The sequence below is a fragment of the Streptococcus humanilactis genome (assembly GCF_019448275.1).
Classification (GTDB): domain Bacteria; phylum Bacillota; class Bacilli; order Lactobacillales; family Streptococcaceae; genus Streptococcus; species Streptococcus humanilactis.
The window spans coordinates 261,824-280,630 of record NZ_JAHXBZ010000001.1 but is presented as its reverse complement, the minus strand read 5'-3'; the positions used below and the strand labels follow the sequence as shown (position 1 = coordinate 280,630).

General features: G+C 36.3%; 18 protein-coding genes and 1 pseudogene. 6 read left to right on the top strand and 13 right to left on the bottom strand.

What is annotated here, in order from left to right:
- Positions 1 to 286: 286 nt before the first annotated feature.
- The 7 genes from KV696_RS01365 to dhaK form a co-directional block, all read right to left on the bottom strand.
- Positions 287 to 1,969, bottom strand: coding sequence for an ABC transporter ATP-binding protein (locus KV696_RS01365; protein ID WP_219966638.1), 1,683 nt, complete (start codon positions 1,967 to 1,969; stop codon positions 287 to 289).
- 21 nt (positions 1,970 to 1,990) lie between these two features.
- Positions 1,991 to 2,710 (bottom strand): ABC transporter ATP-binding protein, encoded by a 720-nt coding sequence (locus tag KV696_RS01360; protein WP_219966637.1) that lies wholly within the window; start codon positions 2,708 to 2,710, stop codon positions 1,991 to 1,993.
- A gap of 135 nt (positions 2,711 to 2,845) precedes the next feature.
- Positions 2,846 to 3,586, bottom strand: a complete 741-nt coding sequence (locus KV696_RS01355) for an ABC transporter permease (RefSeq protein ID WP_219966636.1) — start codon at positions 3,584 to 3,586, stop codon at positions 2,846 to 2,848.
- 172 nt (positions 3,587 to 3,758) lie between these two features.
- Positions 3,759 to 4,394 carry a TetR/AcrR family transcriptional regulator gene (locus tag KV696_RS01350; RefSeq protein WP_219966635.1) on the bottom strand — a complete coding sequence of 212 codons (636 nt, stop codon included), beginning with the start codon at positions 4,392 to 4,394 and terminating at the stop codon, positions 3,759 to 3,761.
- A 581-nt stretch (positions 4,395 to 4,975) separates the two neighbouring features.
- Positions 4,976 to 5,350: a dihydroxyacetone kinase phosphoryl donor subunit DhaM gene (gene dhaM, locus KV696_RS01345; protein WP_023942554.1), complete on the bottom strand. Its 375-nt coding sequence runs from the start codon at positions 5,348 to 5,350 to the stop codon at positions 4,976 to 4,978.
- A complete protein-coding gene (gene dhaL / locus KV696_RS01340; RefSeq protein ID WP_219966634.1) occupies positions 5,350 to 5,925 on the bottom strand; it encodes a dihydroxyacetone kinase subunit DhaL in 576 nt (191 codons plus the stop codon). The genes dhaM and dhaL overlap by 1 nt, the downstream gene beginning before the upstream one ends.
- 21 nt (positions 5,926 to 5,946) lie before the next feature.
- Positions 5,947 to 6,936 carry a dihydroxyacetone kinase subunit DhaK gene (gene dhaK / locus KV696_RS01335; RefSeq protein WP_219966633.1) on the bottom strand — a complete coding sequence of 330 codons (990 nt, stop codon included), beginning with the start codon at positions 6,934 to 6,936 and terminating at the stop codon, positions 5,947 to 5,949.
- Between the two features lie 153 nt (positions 6,937 to 7,089).
- On the opposite strand from dhaK, the gene dhaS reads away from it, so the two are divergent.
- Both dhaS and dhaQ read left to right on the top strand, forming a co-directional pair.
- Entirely contained in the window at positions 7,090 to 7,620 is a 531-nt protein-coding gene (gene dhaS, locus KV696_RS01330; RefSeq protein WP_000168606.1) for a dihydroxyacetone kinase transcriptional activator DhaS, read from the top strand.
- Positions 7,617 to 8,606 carry a DhaKLM operon coactivator DhaQ gene (gene dhaQ / locus KV696_RS01325; RefSeq protein WP_219966632.1) on the top strand — a complete coding sequence of 330 codons (990 nt, stop codon included), beginning with the start codon at positions 7,617 to 7,619 and terminating at the stop codon, positions 8,604 to 8,606. Before dhaS ends, dhaQ begins: the two co-directional genes overlap by 4 nt.
- A 203-nt stretch (positions 8,607 to 8,809) precedes the next feature.
- Here dhaQ and KV696_RS01320 read toward each other — a convergent pair whose 3' ends face one another.
- The 4 genes from KV696_RS01320 to KV696_RS01305 form a co-directional block, all read right to left on the bottom strand.
- Positions 8,810 to 9,349, bottom strand: a complete 540-nt coding sequence (locus KV696_RS01320) for a ClbS/DfsB family four-helix bundle protein (RefSeq protein WP_033685015.1) — start codon at positions 9,347 to 9,349, stop codon at positions 8,810 to 8,812.
- A gap of 56 nt (positions 9,350 to 9,405) precedes the next feature.
- Positions 9,406 to 9,900, bottom strand: coding sequence for a YkgJ family cysteine cluster protein (locus KV696_RS01315; RefSeq protein WP_000031481.1), 495 nt, complete (start codon positions 9,898 to 9,900; stop codon positions 9,406 to 9,408).
- 133 nt (positions 9,901 to 10,033) lie between these two features.
- Positions 10,034 to 11,767, bottom strand: a complete 1,734-nt coding sequence (ptsP, locus tag KV696_RS01310) for a phosphoenolpyruvate--protein phosphotransferase (protein WP_020902391.1) — start codon at positions 11,765 to 11,767, stop codon at positions 10,034 to 10,036.
- A gap of 5 nt (positions 11,768 to 11,772) precedes the next feature.
- Complete coding sequence (locus KV696_RS01305) at positions 11,773 to 12,036, bottom strand: phosphocarrier protein HPr (protein WP_000146947.1); 264 nt, start codon at positions 12,034 to 12,036, stop codon at positions 11,773 to 11,775.
- 350 nt (positions 12,037 to 12,386) lie between these two features.
- On the opposite strand from KV696_RS01305, the gene nrdH reads away from it, so the two are divergent.
- The 4 genes from nrdH (at position 12,387) to KV696_RS01285 (ending at position 16,911) form a co-directional block, all read left to right on the top strand.
- A complete protein-coding gene (nrdH, locus tag KV696_RS01300; protein ID WP_000259243.1) occupies positions 12,387 to 12,605 on the top strand; it encodes a glutaredoxin-like protein NrdH in 219 nt (72 codons plus the stop codon).
- Between the two features lie 80 nt (positions 12,606 to 12,685).
- Positions 12,686 to 14,845 (top strand): class 1b ribonucleoside-diphosphate reductase subunit alpha, encoded by a 2,160-nt coding sequence (gene nrdE / locus KV696_RS01295; RefSeq protein WP_219966631.1) that lies wholly within the window; start codon positions 12,686 to 12,688, stop codon positions 14,843 to 14,845.
- Positions 14,846 to 15,038: 193 nt separating this feature from the next.
- Positions 15,039 to 16,001: a class 1b ribonucleoside-diphosphate reductase subunit beta gene (gene nrdF, locus KV696_RS01290; RefSeq protein ID WP_219966630.1), complete on the top strand. Its 963-nt coding sequence runs from the start codon at positions 15,039 to 15,041 to the stop codon at positions 15,999 to 16,001.
- Positions 16,002 to 16,143: 142 nt separating this feature from the next.
- Positions 16,144 to 16,911 carry a DeoR/GlpR family DNA-binding transcription regulator gene (locus KV696_RS01285; protein WP_000917575.1) on the top strand — a complete coding sequence of 256 codons (768 nt, stop codon included), beginning with the start codon at positions 16,144 to 16,146 and terminating at the stop codon, positions 16,909 to 16,911.
- Between the two features lie 104 nt (positions 16,912 to 17,015).
- On the opposite strand, the pseudogene KV696_RS01280 reads toward KV696_RS01285, so the two are convergent.
- Positions 17,016 to 17,273 (bottom strand): annotated as a pseudogene (locus KV696_RS01280) (DUF3884 family protein).
- A 42-nt stretch (positions 17,274 to 17,315) separates the two neighbouring features.
- Positions 17,316 to 18,722: a 6-phospho-beta-galactosidase gene (gene lacG / locus KV696_RS01275; RefSeq protein ID WP_219966628.1), complete on the bottom strand. Its 1,407-nt coding sequence runs from the start codon at positions 18,720 to 18,722 to the stop codon at positions 17,316 to 17,318.
- Positions 18,723 to 18,807: the final 85 nt, after the last annotated feature.

The following is an 18,807-nucleotide window of genomic DNA, read 5'->3' as shown; positions in this document are numbered from 1 at the left end:
CTAAAATCTAAATATTTGTCAGAGATAAGCTATACTAAGATTATTTTTTAAGCACAACCTTCTTGCTCTTATGGTTTAATTATATTATAACACTATAAAATTTTCAATTTAATTGATATTTACCATTTAATCATATTCGATGAGTTGTATTTTACAGATTAATATTATTTAGCCTTCTTTTTTAGTTACTTTTTAATTCTCAAATTCCCTTTGTTTATACAACCATAATATTATTGAAAAACAACTTGAGATTAAAGATTTTCATCCTCTTTTTATTGTGGTAGCATTACACACTCAACTCAACCAATTTATAAAATTCACCTTTCCTATCCATCAAGTTATCAAAAGAACCATCTTCAACAATAACTCCATCTTTCATAAAGAGAATTCTATCGTATTTTTTCAAAATGTTTTCATTCAACTTGTGTGTTACTACAAGTGCAGTCAAATTTTGAATATTCAAGATTGAACTTTCAATTTCAGTAGTTACTTGATTATCTAAAGATGAAGTAGCCTCATCCAATAATAAGATTGGTGTTTTTCGAATCAAGGCACGCGCAATGCTAACTCTTTGTTTTTGTCCTCCAGATAAATTTGATCCATTCTCTCCACATAAAGCTTGTAGACCTAATTCATTTTCTAAAATATAACTTTCTAAACCAGACTGCTGTACAGCTTTTTTTATATCATCTTCAGTAAAGGATTGACTAAGGGTAATATTTGCTTTTAAAGTATCATCAAAGATATAAACATCTTGCTGAACAATAGTCATTAAGTTATAAAGGCTCTCTGCTGAAATAGCTTGCAAATCTTGATTATCAATTGAGATATACCCACTTGTTACATCATAGAAACGCAGTAATAGATTGAGTAAAGTTGATTTTCCACTGCCTGACATACCTACTATTGCAATTTTTTCCCCCTTTTTGATCTGCAAAGATAAATTATTAAAAATCTTTTCCTCAGCATTAGGGTAGGAAAAATCTACATTTGAAAAAGAAATGACATCATCAAAATATTCTTTCGTTTTACCAGTTTGAAGTTCGATTACATCTTTTACCTCAAATGAATTCAGTGTAGCCTGACCTTCACGGAATTTACTCATTCCCATACCAATTTCATTTAGTGGCATTACTACAAAATTGACTAGTTGAACAATAGCTGTAACACTCCCAATTGTGGTATGCCCACCGAAGACCAGATACATTCCTCCACCAAAGGCTACCAAAAAAACAATCATCCCTGAAAGCTGTGAAATAACATAAGCTAAAACATCAAATTTCCCTTTGATGAAATATATCTCATCCAATTTTTCGCTTTCATGACTATAATCCTCACAGATAGCATCTTTCACATTAAAACTCTTTATAACTAGAAACCCTGCTAAAATATCTTTAACCTTAGCTAAATACTTCTGATCGGCAATCATAGCTCTTTTTTGAAGTGAAGCTGATTTTTGCCCAATAAATCCTGATATCATCATTGGAATAATGCTAGCAATGATAACTAATAAGGTCAAAAACCAATTACCTATAAACATGGCTACTAGTGAGAAAATCATTAAGGAAATATTTTTTGAAATATTAAAATACTGGTGCAAATAATCCTGCTCAATTTTCTTCATGTTCTCAGTTAATATTGAAATAAATTTCCCTGATTTTTCCTTAGAAAATTCTCTATAATCCCTATCTAAAATAGATTTAAACACCTTATTTTTGTATCTTGACATAATCTGCCTAACAAGTTTATTTCTTAATCGAAGGGATATAAAATTAAGACTGGCATAGATAAATATTACGATAGCGCCTATTAGTATCGCTTGGGTTAGAGCTTCCCTATTTTGGGACATTCCACTATCAATTATAATTTTAATAGAATAAGCAAAAGCAATATTAGTTAAAGGAACTAGTATATTAAAAATCATGAAAGTATAAAAAGACTTCTTATGATACTTTGTCAATTGTTTCATTCCTAATCTACCTCATAATTCTTAAATTTCATTTAGAAAATGTGACATAAAATATTCTTCTAAGTCAATATTCTCTCTCTTAAGCTCTTTCATAGAGACTTGTTCTAGCATTTCTCCATTTTTGATAACACCAATCTTATCTGCTATCTGTGAAATTTCCGATAAAATATGACTTGAGATGAATATTGTAACACCACATTCCTTAGAAAGAGACAACAAAAGATTCCGAATTTCTTGAATTCCTATTGGATCTAAACCATTGATTGGCTCATCTAAAATTAACAATTTAGGTTTTGTTAGAAAGGCACGAGCTAAACCAAGCCTTTGCCTCATTCCTAACGAAAACTCTTTTACTTTTTTAGGCGTATTTTTTAATCCGACCATTCTTAAGGCTCTTATTATATCTGATTCAATAATATTTTTCCCCATATACTGAGCGTGAATTTCCAAAATTTCTTTTGCAGTGCAATTATCATAAAAAATTGGTGATTCAATAATACTTCCAATCTGACTTAGAATTTCTTCTCTGTGTTCTTGTAAATTTTTCCCAAAAATCTCAATACTACCTGATGTAATTGTTGATAAGGATAACATACATTTCATTAACGTTGTTTTTCCAGCACCATTCGGTCCTAAAAAACCATAGATTTCTCCTTCAGTAATTTGAAGGTTGATACCACTTAAAATTTCTTCTTTATCAATTGTTTTAAAAACTTCTTTTATTTCAACAATATTTCTCATTTCTATCTCTCTTTCTATATCTAGCTTTAAATGCAAGAATTTTTCTTCAGGAGCATAAATACTAACTTATACAGTCTCTTCGTTTAAATAAATCATCGCAAAATTAGCACTTTCCTTCCATTAAATTTAGCTATACTACTTGATATTAATATCTTTTCTTGAAATAGTATAAATTGAAAATGAAACAATCATTAAACTTATGAAACTAGCAAATATTAAGAAGAATAAGTTATCAACAAAATTATTAGTTAAGCTGCCTGGACTTACATTCGAAAGTAACGCTGCTAAACCAAGTCCTGAAAGCATGGTTATAGCTATTGAATGCCTAATCATACCTAAAACAAAAGGTAGTATTCCGATTAATACTGTTCCAACCGTAATTCCAGCTAAGTTAATCATTTGATTAGCTACTGGGATATAATTTGATTCAGTTAAAACTGCTACTAATTTAATTAATAATTGAATAACTAAATGTGCAGTAAAATGAGCAATAAATGATATCAGAATTACTGTAAGCACTTTTCCCCATAGTAACTTTATTTTAGAAACAGGATAGGAAAACAGCTGAAAAATTGTTCTTCGTTTAAATTCATCAATAATAATCGTAGACAATAAATAAGATTCAAAAATCAAAAATGCTGCTTTAGTAAATAAAGATCCAAACAATGATGTTGCAATTGCCCAACTTCCCCATTTATCAGTAATTTTAATATTATTGGCGCTCTGTCCAACAAAATCTCCCAGTTTATTATCAGTACCTAACCCCATAATTATGATTCCTGTAATACCTAATATTATCAATATAGTACCCAACCAAGCAAAAAATATTTTTGATTTTGAAACTTTATTTAATTCAATTTTAATAAGCGACAACATAGATTTTTCCTCCAAAAAATTTTGTTAATATTAATTACACTATTCAAAAAGCACTTTACATACTTCTGGTATGTAAAGAATTTAAAAAATAAACATACTGAAGGTATGTATGATGGAATTTTTAATACCATATCTAGAGTATGGTATTTTTTAAAATATCAATACTTAAAATTTATTTGACACATTTTAAGTAATCAAATAATTGGAAAATTACTTCCATCATTTCATCAGTAATCAACTGCACCCCCAAACCTTCAAAAGTTAGTTTAATGAACTTCATTTTACTCTTTAATTCTTCTACTGAATAAATAGAAATTTGGAACCCAATCCAAATATTCAAAGTTAAAACAATCAAATCAGCTAGCTCTTCAGGATATTCTGTTTTAATTGATTTATCTTTAACACCTTCGAAAACTTTTTCTCTAATCCCTGGTAAAAAATCAGAAAATAAACTTAAATACTGCTCTCCTAACAAACGTGGACTTCTTAGCATAATTGATACAGAGTATACTAATCTTTGTTGTTCTAAATTAGAGAACGCATCCATCAAAGAATTTTGTATTTTTTCTAATGCAGTATCTCCTCTCCAATTGTAATTTAAAATTTCCTGATTATTTTCGCTAATGATTGATTGCAATATTTCATCTTTAGACTCGAAATGATGATAAATAACACCTTTCGTCAATCCACCTAACCCATCGATTATATCTTGTATTGAGGTATTATCAAATCCTTTTTCTAAAAATAAATCTTTCGAAACTTCTAATATTTTTTTTCTAGTTTCATGTGAGTTTCTATTCCTTGCCATTATAACTCCTTTTCAACATACTAACGGTATGCAATCTCATTATAATGCAAGAAACTAATAATGTCAAGATTCTTTTTATCCCCTCTAATTTTCAAAATTCATTGGCAAACTACTATTCTAGAAGATTGACAGCTCAAATCTTTCAGAATAGAACAATCCTAACTATCGAATACCCTGTTTTCATAAATATCAATGCAATTCTAAACTTATAATTGCATTTAAATAAATGTTCTCACACTCTTCTAAGCCATTGATTGCCTTAAATTTTAATTTTTAAAGTATTCTAAAGCTAGAATAGTCCCATCACAATCAGTTTTGAATTATTATACTCAATGAAAATCAAAGAGCAAACTAGGAAACTAGCCGCAGGCTGTACTTGAGTACGGCAAGGCGACGTTGACGTGGTTTGAATTTGATTTTCGAAGAGTATTAACAATTTAGAAACGCTATGATTCCACTCCTTTTACATTAAAAAGGAACTGCCCAAAGCAATCCCTTTCTGATTTTAAAATCATTTACTTAACATTTTATAGTTGAGATAATCAATAGCTCACCTATAAAAAGAGTTATAGTAAAATTCCTTATTTATTGATTTCAAGCTCCGACAACTGTGTTTGAATAACTGACAGTTCTGCACCAGCCTGAAGAAGAGCAGCTGCAGTATAGGCACCTTCTACAATTGGAACCCTATTGATCATGATACTTTTATCACTGAAATCAGCCACCATTTCTAAGTTCATTTTAGCAGAACCTAGGTCAAAAAAAGCTAATAAAGTATCTGCTGGATTTTCGGAAACAACCCTATCTACTTGATCAAAACTTGTTCCAATTCCTCCATCTTCGGTTCCTCCTACATAAGTAATCGGAACATCTTTAGCTACTTCACTAATCAGTTCAACAACACCTTGTGCAATGTGTTTGGAATGTGAAACGATAACAAGACCAATACTTCCCATTAAACCACCCCAGTCTCTAAAAGAGCAGTAAAGAGTAAACCTGATGAAAATGATCCAGGGTCAATATGTCCCAGAGAACGTTCTCCTACATAAGATGCTCTTCCTTTAGTTGCAAGTAAATCTTTGGTAGCATTCACTACCTTATCAATAACCTCTTGAGTCAATTGGCCAGCAGACAAGGCAGCAATAACAGGAGTCCAAACATCAACCATTGTCTTTTCTCCAACTTCTGCTTTCCCACGTTTGACAATCATATCCAAACCACTTTGTAAGATTTCTTCTAATTTCGAATTTGAATCAGCCTTGGCCATGCCCATAAAAGCAGAGCCATACAAGGGACCAGAAGCACCGCCTACCTTACTCAGTAGTTGCATTGAGACAAGCTTAAACACATCACTGCTGGTCTCAAATTTCTTTCCTTCTAAGTTTTCCATAACTGCAGCCATGCCACGCGCCATATTTCCACCGTGGTCTCCATCTCCTATAGGGGTGTCTAGCTCACTAAGGTAATCTTTCTGTTCTTGAATCTTTTCATTAAAAAGCTTCATCCATTCAAGAGCTTGTTCAGCATTCATGCGACATTTCCTCCTTGAGTTTTACCAAGCTGGGGTAGTAACAGGTGCATTTAGAGCATCCAACCACTCATCGTCTGCCAATCGAATCAATGTTAATGACAAGCCGGCCATATCAATTGATGTCATATAGTTTCCAATTTTCTTAAACGCCAAGTCAACACCTTTTTCATGGAGTAATTTAACCACATCATTTGCAAATACGTATTGTTCCATAAGAGGAGTGCTTCCTAAACCATTAATGAGAAGGCCATAGCGTTCTCCAGCCTTAAGTTGGAAACCTTCAGATAGTTTTTCAACCAATTCTGAGGCCAATTGTGCTGAAGGTTGCATTTTCTCTTTTTTATATCCTGGCTCACCGTGAATACCAACTCCATATTCAAATTCATCATCTTCTAGAACAAATCCTGGTTTCCCAACTTCAGGAACAGTTGCTCCAGACAAGGCCAGCCCAATTGTTTTAATTTCTAAGACAAGTTTATCGGCCAAGTCCTTCATTTCAGATAATGATTTACCAGAACGAGCTGCAGCACCCAAAATTTTATGGACTAATATAGTACCTGCAACACCTCGACGCCCTTGGGTATAGAGACTATTTTCAACAGCGATATCATCATCAACCACAACGCTTGCTACATCAATGCCTTCCATTTCAGCAAGTTCTTGTGCAATTTCAAAGTTCATAATGTCCCCAGAATAGTTCTTGATGACCATGAAAACTCCAGCACCTTCATCAGCTGCCTTAATGGCTTCTAAAATTTGGTCCGGAGTAGGTGAAGTGAAGACTGCTCCACAAATGGCAGCAGACAACATTCCATCTCCTACAAATCCAGCATGACTTGGTTCATGCCCTGAACCTCCACCTGAAATGAGACCAACTTTTCCTGTCTTTTCTGCCTTTCTAACGATGACATCAAAACCATCTAAGCGTTGAACCAAGTCATCATGCATGAATGACAATCCCTGCAACATTTCATCAACAACTTGTGTCGGTTCATTTATAATTTTTTTCATGAGAAACTCCTTTCGGCATGTACCTTTGTTTTCGCTTTCATTATATATTTTTTATCGCTGGATGATAAGGGACAGATTCTATTATTTGTCCCCTTTTAAACCCGTTTAAAACATTTTTTTGGTAAAATGAAGTAAGTAAAAGAAAGGTTTCCTATGGCATCATCACTTATTACAAAAAAACGGATTGCCAAGGCATTTAGAGACCTATTAGCTACTAGAGAATTTGACAAAATCTCTATTGTAGATATCATGGAATCAGCTGGCATTCGTAGACAAACCTTTTACAATCACTTTCTTGACAAATATGAACTGCTAGACTGGATATTTGAAAATGACTTAACCGAGTATATCACCAATAACTTGGACTTCATTTCGGGCCAAAAACTATTACAAGAATTATTTTTTTATTTCGAACAAGAGCGTGACTTTTATATTCAACTTTTTGATATTCAAGGGCAAAATAACTTCTATGACCACTTTATCAGCTACTGTCGCTTGCTTGTATCAAAAATTTTAAGAGAATACGGTCAGATTGATATCGATTCATCTGCTTATACTTGTTTTTTGTTAGACTATCATTCACATGCTCTAGCAGAAATCGTGAAGGCTTACGTCAATAAAAAAAGTCCAGTTCCACAACCAGACTTTCTAATCATGACAATTATTGGAAAGAGACCACAATGACATTTATTTCAAATCATAAACAGAAAATTATTTCAAGTTACATTTCGGCAACTGTCAGCAGTCATCCTAAATTAGAAAAGCACCCTACCTTACCATTAGTCTATCAAAAAAATCGTAATCCTCATCAGGTTCCAATATTGGCGGGTGGAGGTTCAGGACACGAACCTGCTCATATTGGATATGTGGGAAAAGGAATGCTTACCGCTGCTATCTATGGCCAATTATTTACTCCTCCTACAAGAACTGAAATCTTAGAGTCCATTCGTTTTTTAAACAATGGTCACGGAGTCTTCATCATTGTAAAAAATTTCGAAGCAGACATCAAAGAATTTAGCTGCGCCATTAATACTGCTAGACAAGAAGGAATTAAGGTCGGCTATAGTCTAGCACACGACGATATTTCTATTGAACCTCACAATAGATTTCAAATTAGAGGAAGAGGACTTGCAGGGACTATTTTACTTCATAAAGTTCTAGGATATGCAGCTCAAAATGGTGCCGACATAGAGCTACTAACTGATTTAGGTCATGAACTTGCTCCCGAAATAGCAACAATTGGCTTTGCAACGAAATCGGCTAGTCTCCCCCAAGCCACCCGTCCACTATTTAACTTAGAAGAAGGAAATATTTCTTATGGTATTGGGATACATGGCGAAGAAGGCTATCGTATCGTCCCATTCCAATCATCGGAAATCCTTGCAAATGAAATTATAAGTAAATTAAGATTACACTATCATTGGAAACATGGGGATCAATTTATATTGCTTGTAAATAATCTAGGCACTACCAGCAACTTAGAAATGGGCATATTTATCAATGATCTCCTTCAACTCTTAGAAATTGAAGGAGTCACTATTACTTTTATAAAATCAGGAACATTTATGACCAGTCTAGATATGGCAGGTATATCCGTAACTCTTTGCCCCGTAAAAAATAAACAGTGGTTAGAAGCGCTCAATGCTCCAACGACAGCTTTTGCATGGTAATTTGCTTGTATAACTCAAAAGGGCTACATCACTTGATAGCCCTTTGCTTTTATCTTATACTCAATGAAAATCAAAAAGCAAACTAGGAAACTAGCCGCAGGCTGTACTTGAGTACGGCAAGGCGACGTTGACGCAGTTTGAATTTGATTTTCGAAGAGTATTACGTTTAAAAGAACTCATTCTTGCCATTTCAAATAGGCCATCTATCCTTTACAATTCTTCTGATGTGCTTTGAGTTTTTTCAGAGCCCAATCATAGTGGCTTGACGTGCTACTGACAAAGTAGGAACCTAGACTTGTCCCACCCGTCCACTTATAGATACCTTTGGTAAAGAGTTCGTCATTGCTAAAAACTTCTATCAACTCTAAAACCTCTCTATGTGATTGTTCTAGGAGTCTAGTCGCTTCTTCTAAGGAGGTTTTCTGGTGCTTCTTCCAAAAAGCGACATTCATTTCTCCATAAGTTTTCCAATTATAAAGCTCAGGGAGAAAAGGGCTTTCGTGACCTTCTTGATTAGAATATACCCAAGTCAAAAGTAACTGATGCCATTCATAAAGATGGATCAAGACATCCCGTAGATTTTTATCCCTTTTCCAGTGAGATTCTTTTTTCTTTGGGTCTCTTGAAAAATCAAATGGAGTCTGTAGCTCATCTTCACTTAGTTGGGAGATGAAACGATTGAGCTTTTCATAGTTTTCCTTAGAGGCCAGCACTAGCTCCTCTTTTGTTTTCGGTCTAGGCACAGAGTTCTCCCCTCATATTGTTAGTTATTATTAGAAATTTTTTATCCTTTAAATCTCTATAACTTATCCTTTAATTTCTCAACAAAGAGATAGGCTGCTGGACAGGTCAAAGTATTCTTAATCGTCAAATGGTTGATTTGATGGATCTTTTTCCTGTCTGTATGAGGAAATTCACGACAGGCCTTTGGACGAACGTCATAGATGGAACAGAGATTATCTCCTCCTAAAAAGGGACAAGGCATGGATTTAAAAACCTTATCACCATCTTCATCTACCTGAAGGAATTCAGCTTCAAAAGCAGGTAATTTCATCTTAAAGTACTTAGCAATACGAGTGATGTCTGCTTCCTTGAAGTCAGGTCCCAATGTCTTGCAACAGTTGGCACAGGCAGTACAATCAATTTCCTCAAATACTTCTTGGTGAATCTGCTGGGCTATCTTATCTAGATTTTTTGGTGGCTTTTTCTTTAGATTGGCTAAAACTTTACGATGCTCCTTCTGCTTTTGTAAGGCTAGCTGGTGGTAATACTCAATATCAATTTCTTTAGACATGGTTTCTCTCTTATTCTAATTACTTTCCCCTATTATACCATGCCTCTGAACCATTGAAAAGTGGAGTTTAATAGACTATACTTTCCCAAAATGCGTCAAAAAACCTTGCAACTAGGTTACAAGGTTAATGACATTAATCAAAGTTAACGTATTCTTTTTGAAGTTCAAGGACTTCTTCCATTGTTGAACACTCTGTAAGGGCACGGTTAGCGTACTCTTCCATCTTAGCAGTGTCCAATTTTTTCATCAAGCTACGTGTACGAAGTACTGATGTTGCTGACATAGAAAACTCATCCAAGCCCATTCCGACAAGAAGTGGAACAGCTTTTTGGTCACCAGCCATCTCACCACACATACCAGCCCATTTACCTTCAGCATGAGCTGCCTTGATAACATTGTTGATCAAGCGAAGGATTGATGGGTTATATGGTTGGTAAAGGTATGAAACTTGCTCGTTCATACGGTCTGCTGCCATTGAGTATTGGATCAAGTCGTTTGTACCAATTGACATGAAGTCTACTTCTTTTGCAAATTGATCTGCAAGCATCGCTGCTGCAGGGATTTCAATCATGATACCAACTTGGATGTCATCCGCAACTGCAACACCTTCTGCAAGAAGGTTTGCTTTTTCTTCTTCATAAACTGCTTTAGCTGCACGGAATTCTTTCAAAAGGGCAACCATTGGGAACATGATACGCAATTGACCATGAACAGAAGCACGAAGAAGGGCACGGATTTGTGTACGGAACATTGCATCTCCAGTTTCAGAAATAGAGATACGAAGGGCACGGAATCCAAGGAATGGGTTCATTTCGTGTGGCATATCGAAGTAAGGAAGTTCCTTATCTCCACCAATATCCATTGTACGAACAACTACTGGTTTACCATTCATTCCCTCAAGAACAGCCTTGTATGCTTCATACTGCTCATCTTCAGTTGGGAAGTCTTGAGAATCCATGTACAAGAACTCTGTACGGTAAAGTCCAACAGCTTCTGCACCGTTGTTGTTAACACCTTCAACGTCTTTTGGAGTACCGATGTTAGCAGCCAACTCGAAGTGTTTACCGTCAGCAGTCACTGTTTGAGCATCTTTCAAAAGTGCCCATTCAGCTTTTTGTTTAGCATAAGCTTCACCAGCTGCTTTAAATTCTGCCGCTTGTTCATCTGTTGGGTTGATAATCACTTCACCAGTAATTCCGTTAACGGCAAGGATATCACCGTCTTTCACTACTTCAGTGATGTTATTTGTTCCCAATACAGCTGCAATTTCAAGTGTACGTGCCATGATAGCTGAGTGGCTTGTACGTCCACCGATATTTGTTACAAAAGCTTTTACAAAGTTTTTGTCCAATTGAGCTGTATCAGATGGTGTCAAGTCATGCGCAATCACGATTACTTCTTCATTGATTGAAGCTGGGTTTGGCAATTTCTTACCAAGAAGGTTTGCCAATACACGTTTTGTCACGTCGCGGATATCCGCTGCACGTTCTTGCATGTATGGGTTGTCTTCCATACCTTCAAAGATAGTGATGAACATGTCAGTCACTTCTTTAAGACCTGCTTCTGCGTTGACTTTCTTAGCACGGATTGTTTCTTTAATCTGACCAATCAATTCTGGGTCAGAAAGAACCATCAAATGAGCGTCAAAAACTTGAGCCGCTTCTTCACCAAGCGTACCTACAGCTTTCTCACGGATAAGAGAAAGCTCGTTTTGAGAAGCTTCAAGAGCTACATCCAAACGAGCCTCTTCTGCGTTTGTATCTTCGACTGAAACAGTCTCGAATGACAAATCCGGTTGAACGAGTAGATATGCTTTTGCAACTGCAACACCGTCAGATGCCGCGATTCCTTTAAGCATTTCTGTCATTTTCCTTATGCCAATCCTTCTTTTTCCATTGTTTCTGAGATTGCAGCGATAGCGTCATCTGCATCTGCACCTTCAGCTGAGATAGTTACGTCAGCACCTTGGCCAACACCAAGACTCATAACACCCATGATTGATTTAAGGTTAACTGATTTACCTTTGTACTCAAGAGTGATATCTGAAGCAAATTTGCTAGCAGTTTGTACCAACAATGTTGCTGGACGTGCGTGAATACCTGTTTCTGCCACTACGTGGAAATCTTTAGAAGCCATAGTTTGACTCTCCTTTTGTTCTTTCTTTTTTGAGTTATATGTGATAACCCTTACAATTTGGTATTATATCATCTTCTAGGATTTTTTTCAAGCATTTTATGGGATTTATTCGATTTCCTTTCAGATAACTTCCTGAAAATCTTCTATTCTAGATAACAAAACACAGGATATAGTTTTCCAAAAAACAACTTATAGGATAATTATCACTATTTCGCAAAGCAAACACTACATATTGTGTTTTGTTTAGCTGTGTAGAAAAACAGACCACTATATTTAGTTTTAAATCGTTGACAAAATTTTAATTTCTGATATACTAAGAAAGTAATCTATTTTGAAAGAGGAGTTACACAATGGTAACCGTTTATTCTAAAAATAACTGTGTCCAATGCAAGATGACCAAACGTTTCTTGGACAGCAATAACGTTGAATATAAAGAAATCAATCTCGATGAGCAACCTGAATACATCGATCAAGTTAAAGAGCTCGGTTTCAGCGCAGCTCCTGTTATCCAAACACCAACTGAAGTCTTTTCAGGTTTCCAACCAGGAAAATTGAAACAATTAGCATAATCTTAGTACATCATCCAGAAGAAACTGCTTCTAGGGCTAACTTAGAAGCCTTTCTTTTGTAATTAGATAAGGGAAATTTTATGGGATTAAAACATCTTGAGGACGTGACCTACTTCCGTCTCAATAACGAAATCAACCGTCCTGTTAATGGACAAATCATGCTTCATAAAGATAAGGAAGCCTTAGATGCCTTCTTTAAAGAAAATGTAGTTCCAAATACTATGGTTTTTGATTCAATCAAAGATAAAATCAACTACCTCATTGAACACAACTACATCGAAACAGCCTTTATCAAGAAATACCGTCCAGAATTTTTGGAAGAATTGTCTCAATTTATCAAAGACCAAAACTTCCAATTCAAGTCTTTCATGGCAGCCTATAAATTTTACAATCAGTATGCTTTGAAAACTAACGACGGTGAATATTATCTTGAAAGCATGGAAGACCGTGTCTTCTTTAACGCCCTTTATTTTGCTGATGGGAATGAAGCTATTGCCATCGATATTGCCAATGAAATCATCCACCAACGCTACCAACCTGCTACTCCTTCCTTCTTGAATGCTGGACGTGCTCGTCGTGGGGAGTTGGTATCCTGTTTCTTGATTCAGGTCACAGATGATATGAACTCTATTGGACGTTCTATCAACTCAGCTCTTCAACTTTCACGTATCGGTGGTGGTGTGGGAATTTCCCTCAGCAACCTTCGTGAAGCTGGTGCACCTATCAAAGGCTATGAAGGAGCTGCTTCTGGGGTCGTTCCAGTTATGAAACTTTTCGAAGATAGCTTCTCTTACTCAAACCAATTGGGTCAACGTCAAGGTGCTGGTGTTGTCTACCTCAACGTCTTCCACCCAGATATCATCGCCTTCCTTTCAACTAAGAAAGAAAACGCCGATGAAAAAGTTCGTGTTAAGACCCTTTCACTTGGTGTTGTGGTGCCCGATAAATTCTACGAATTAGCACGTAAAAATGAAGAAATGTACCTCTTCAGCCCATACTCTGTAGAGCTTGAATACGGGGTACCATTCAACTACATCGACATCACTGAGAAATACGATGAACTAGTTGCAAATCCAAATATTCGCAAGACAAAAATCAAGGCGCGTGATTTGGAAACTGAAATCTCTAAATTGCAACAAGAGTCTGGTTACCCTTATGTCGTCAACATTGATACGGCTAACCGTGCAAATCCTGTTGATGGTAAGATTATCATGAGTAACTTGTGTTCTGAGATTCTTCAAGTCCAAGAACCAAGCTTGATCAACGATGCTCAAGAATTCCTTCAAATGGGAACGGACGTTTCATGTAACCTTGGTTCAACCAACGTAGTCAACATGATGACTTCACCTGACTTTGGTCGTTCTATCCGTGCTATGGTTCGTGCCCTTACTTTCGTTACAGATAGTTCGCACATCGTAGCTGTTCCTACTATCGACCATGGAAATAGCCAAGCCCATACCTTTGGTCTCGGTGCCATGGGACTTCACAGCTACCTTGCCCAACAATTGATTGAATATGGATCGCCTGAGTCTGTTGAATTTACAAGCATCTACTTTATGCTTATGAACTACTGGACCTTGGTAGAGTCAAACAATATCGCGCGTGAACGTGGTATTACCTTCCATAACTTTGAAAAATCAGACTATGCTAAGGGAAGCTACTTCGACAAGTATGTGACAGGCGAATTTGTTCCAAAATCAGACCGTGTTAAAGAACTGTTCAAAGATGTCTTTATTCCAAGCGCTGCTGACTGGGCTGAACTTCGCGAAAAGGTTCAAGCAGATGGTCTTTACCACCAAAACCGCCTTGCTGTAGCGCCAAATGGTTCTATCAGTTACATCAATGACGTTTCCGCTTCTATCCACCCGATTACGCAACGTATCGAAGAACGCCAAGAAAAGAAAATCGGTAAAATCTACTATCCTGCCGCAGGTTTGTCAACAGATACTATTCCTTACTACACTTCTGCTTACGACATGGATATGCGTAAAGTGATTGATGTTTACTCTGCTGCGACTGAGCATGTGGACCAAGGACTTTCACTTACTCTCTTCATGCGTAGTGATATTCCAAAAGGACTTTACGAATGGAAGAAAGAAAACAAACAAACGACACGTGACTTATCTATCCTTCGTAACTATGCCTTTAACAAGGGAATCAAGTCTATCTACTACGTCCGTACCTTTACAGATGATGGTGGAGAAGTCGGTGCTAACCAATGTGAAAGCTGTGTGATTTAATCTTTGCTTGAGGAAACAACATTTTCTCAGATAAGTGATTCATTCACCCTGCTAAACTAAACTAGAATAAGCATCTATACTATGGAAAAACAAAAAAGTCGGGCTTCCGACTTTTTGTGCGAAACTACTCTAGGATTATGATAAAATAGAGATATTGTGAGTTCGCAATACTAAACACAGAAAGAGATTTCAAATGGAAACTTACTACAAAGCCATTAACTGGAATGCCATCGAAGATGTCATCGACAAATCAACTTGGGAAAAACTGACGGAGCAATTCTGGCTTGATACACGTATTCCCTTGTCAAATGACTTGGATGACTGGAGAAAGCTATCAAATGTAGAAAAAGACTTGGTTGGAAAAGTCTTTGGTGGTTTAACCCTTCTCGACACTATGCAATCTGAAACAGGGGTTCAAGCCCTTCGAGCAGACATCCGTACCCCCCATGAGGAAGCTGTTTTCAATAACATCCAATTTATGGAATCTGTCCACGCAAAATCTTACTCATCAATCTTTTCTACCTTGAATACTAAGGCTGAGATTGAAGAAATTTTCGAATGGACCAATACCAATCCTTACCTACAAAAGAAGGCAGAGATTGTCAACGAAATCTACCTAAGCGGTAGCCCACTTGAAAAGAAAGTTGCCAGTGTCTTCCTCGAAACCTTCCTCTTCTACTCTGGTTTCTTCACTCCCCTCTACTATCTCGGTAACAACAAACTAGCCAACGTTGCGGAAATTATCAAATTAATTATTCGTGATGAGTCTGTTCACGGAACCTACATTGGTTACAAATTCCAACTTGGTTTCAATGAATTGCCTGAAGAAGAGCAAGAAAAACTTAAAGAATGGATGTACGACCTGCTCTACACTCTTTATGAAAATGAAGAAGGCTATACAGAAAGCCTCTATGACGGTGTTGGTTGGACGGAAGAAGTCAAAACCTTCCTTCGCTACAATGCTAACAAGGCTCTCATGAACCTGGGACAAGATCCACTCTTCCCAGATTCGGCAGACGATGTCAACCCAATCGTTATGAATGGTATTTCAACAGGAACTTCCAACCACGACTTCTTCTCTCAAGTCGGAAATGGTTACCTTCTTGGCGAAGTTGAAGCCATGCAAGACGATGACTACAACTACGGTTTGGACTAAGGTCATCTATTTTATAAGTGATAAAAACATCATAGTTTGTTTAAAACAACCATGATGTTTTTGTTTTTGTTTTCTTTTGTTTTTTAAATTGATTGATTGAATACTTTATGATAAAATAGTAATAGAAATAGAGGTGATAACGATGTTAAAGCAGGAAAAACTAGATAATATTCTAGAAACGGTAAATACAAAGGGAACTATTACTGTAAAAGAAATCATGACTCGCTTGGATGTATCAGATATGACTGCTAGACGCTACTTGCAAGAGTTAGCAGACAAGGATTTACTTGTTCGAGTGCACGGGGGAGCTGAAAAAATTCGCACAGGTTCCATTTTAAACAATGAACGTTCAAATATCGAAAAACAAAGCTTACAAATCGCAGAAAAACAAGAAATCAGCCGTTTTGCAGGCCATTTAATCGATGAAGGAGAAACCATTTTTATTGGCCCAGGAACAACATTGGAATCTTTTGCCCGTGAACTACCAATTGATAATATTCGTGTTGTAACAAACAGTTTACCAGTTTTTCTCATCCTAAACGAACGAAAACTAACAGATTTGATTTTAATTGGTGGAAACTACCGCTCTATCACTGGAGCCTTTGTGGGAACACTAACCTTGCAAAACTTAGCCAATCTTCAATTTTCTAAAGCTTTCGTTAGCTGTAATGGTATTCAGGACAATGCGATTGCGACCTTTAGTGAAGAGGAAGGTGAATCACAACGCATCGCCCTCAATAATTCCAATAAAAAATACTTACTAGCTGACAATAGTAAGTTCAATAAATTTGATTTCTATACCTTCTACAATATCTCTGATATTGATACCATCGTTTCAGATTCTAAACTGAGCAAAGAAACCTTCGAACAACTTTCAAAACAAACAAAAATTATTCTTTCTAAACCATAAAACTGATAATTGATAAAATATAAAATGCGTCATATCAAGAAAATAAGAATCTTGATACGACGCATTTTTTGATGAAGATTTTTACAAAGAGTTTCCTAGATTCTTTATGATTGTTGAAATGGCATAAAATCTGAATCAAAGGAGATATTATCCCGTTCTTCAGGACTGATAAAATTTTAAAAGATTTTTTTAAATTCTTCCAGCTCATAGTCTGAATGGCAAATCCATTCTTTACCGGTAGAGACATACCATTTCCCAAGTTTTTTCAGCTCCTCATTAGTCAAACAAGGTATTTGAGAACATTTATCAAAATTGATAATATAAACTTTTTCATAAATTGATTGGATAAAATCTTTGAACATCTTTTTGCCTCACTAAAATTCTATATCTAATGACTAATTCTACTAGTCTATAATCTGACTTTCCGCTACTTTCTTGTACCAGTGAGCTGATTTCTTAGGATAACGTTCTTGAGTTTCAAAGTCTACATAGAAAAGACCGTAACGTTTCTCATATCCGTTTGACCATGAGAAGACATCCATTAATGACCAAATGAAGTAACCTTTTACATTAGCGCCATCTGCAATAGCATCAGACAAGACTTCCAAGTGTTGTTTGACATAATCAATACGGCCATCATCGTAAACAGTGTTATCAACGAACTCATCTTTATAACCAAGTCCATTTTCAGTGATGTAAATCTTCTTGTAGTTCGGATAATCTTTCTTCACGCGCATGATTTGGTCATACAAACCTTGAGGGTAGATAATCCAATCCCAATCCGTACGTGGTACATAGTCAGGAGCTACACGACGACCAACACCTTTGATTTGGTATTTAGAGCTTCCTTTCTCACCCTTACCATTATGGATAACTTCAGTTTCTCCATCAAATGCTTCCATCCAGTCACTCATATAGTAATTGATTCCAAGGAAGTCGTTCAAGTCTTTCGCAGCTTCTAATGCTGTAAAATCTTCTTCACGAAGATCCAAGCTACCACCATTGGCAGCCAAGATAGCCTCTACCCCTGCCAGAGTCTTTTCAGAGTAGTGACCCAGATAAGTTGCATCCAAGATAAATTTGTTATGGATAATGTCCTCCAACTCTGCCGCAATAACATCTGCTGGATTTTTAGGATCTAAAGGATACTTGGTTGGCAGTGCGTGAACAACACCAATTTCACCTTTATAACCTTTATCTTTAAATAGCTTGACTGCACGCGCATGAGAAACCATCATATTGTGGTGCGATTGGAAAACTTTGGCAAGGTCGTACTGAATACCTGGAGGGAATTTCCCAACCAAGTATTGACCATCACCGATTGGTCCAATTTCATTGAAAGTTGTCCAATAGTTGACTTCTGGAAATTCTTCAAAACAGAAAGCCGCGTAGTCTACAAAGTATTCGATATTTTCACGATTTAAGAAGTCTCCATTTGAATGGAGAGCTTCTGGAGTGTCAAAGTGATGAAGAGTTACAAAAGGCTCAACATGACGTTTGTGACACTCTGCAAATAGATTATGATAAAACTCGACACCTTTAGCATTTACTTGACCGTAACCGGTTGGGAAAATACGTGACCAGGCAATAGAAATTCGAATGCCATTGACACCATACTCTTCTGCCAACTTGAGGTCAACTGGATATCGATTGTAAAAATCACTGGCTGGTTCTGCAGTGTACCAGTAGTTATCTTCAAGATATTTATCCCAAGCAACTGGTCCTTTTCCATCAGTATGCGTAGCGCCTTCTGCTTGATAGGCAGCTGTTGCGCCACCAAAAATAAAGTCTTTTGGTAATGTTTTTGTCATTTTTTTCACCTATTTCTTGATTTAAATAAAGTAAAAGTGAGAGAGAGGAGTCAGTGAGCCATCCTTCTCCATCTCACTTCTTGTA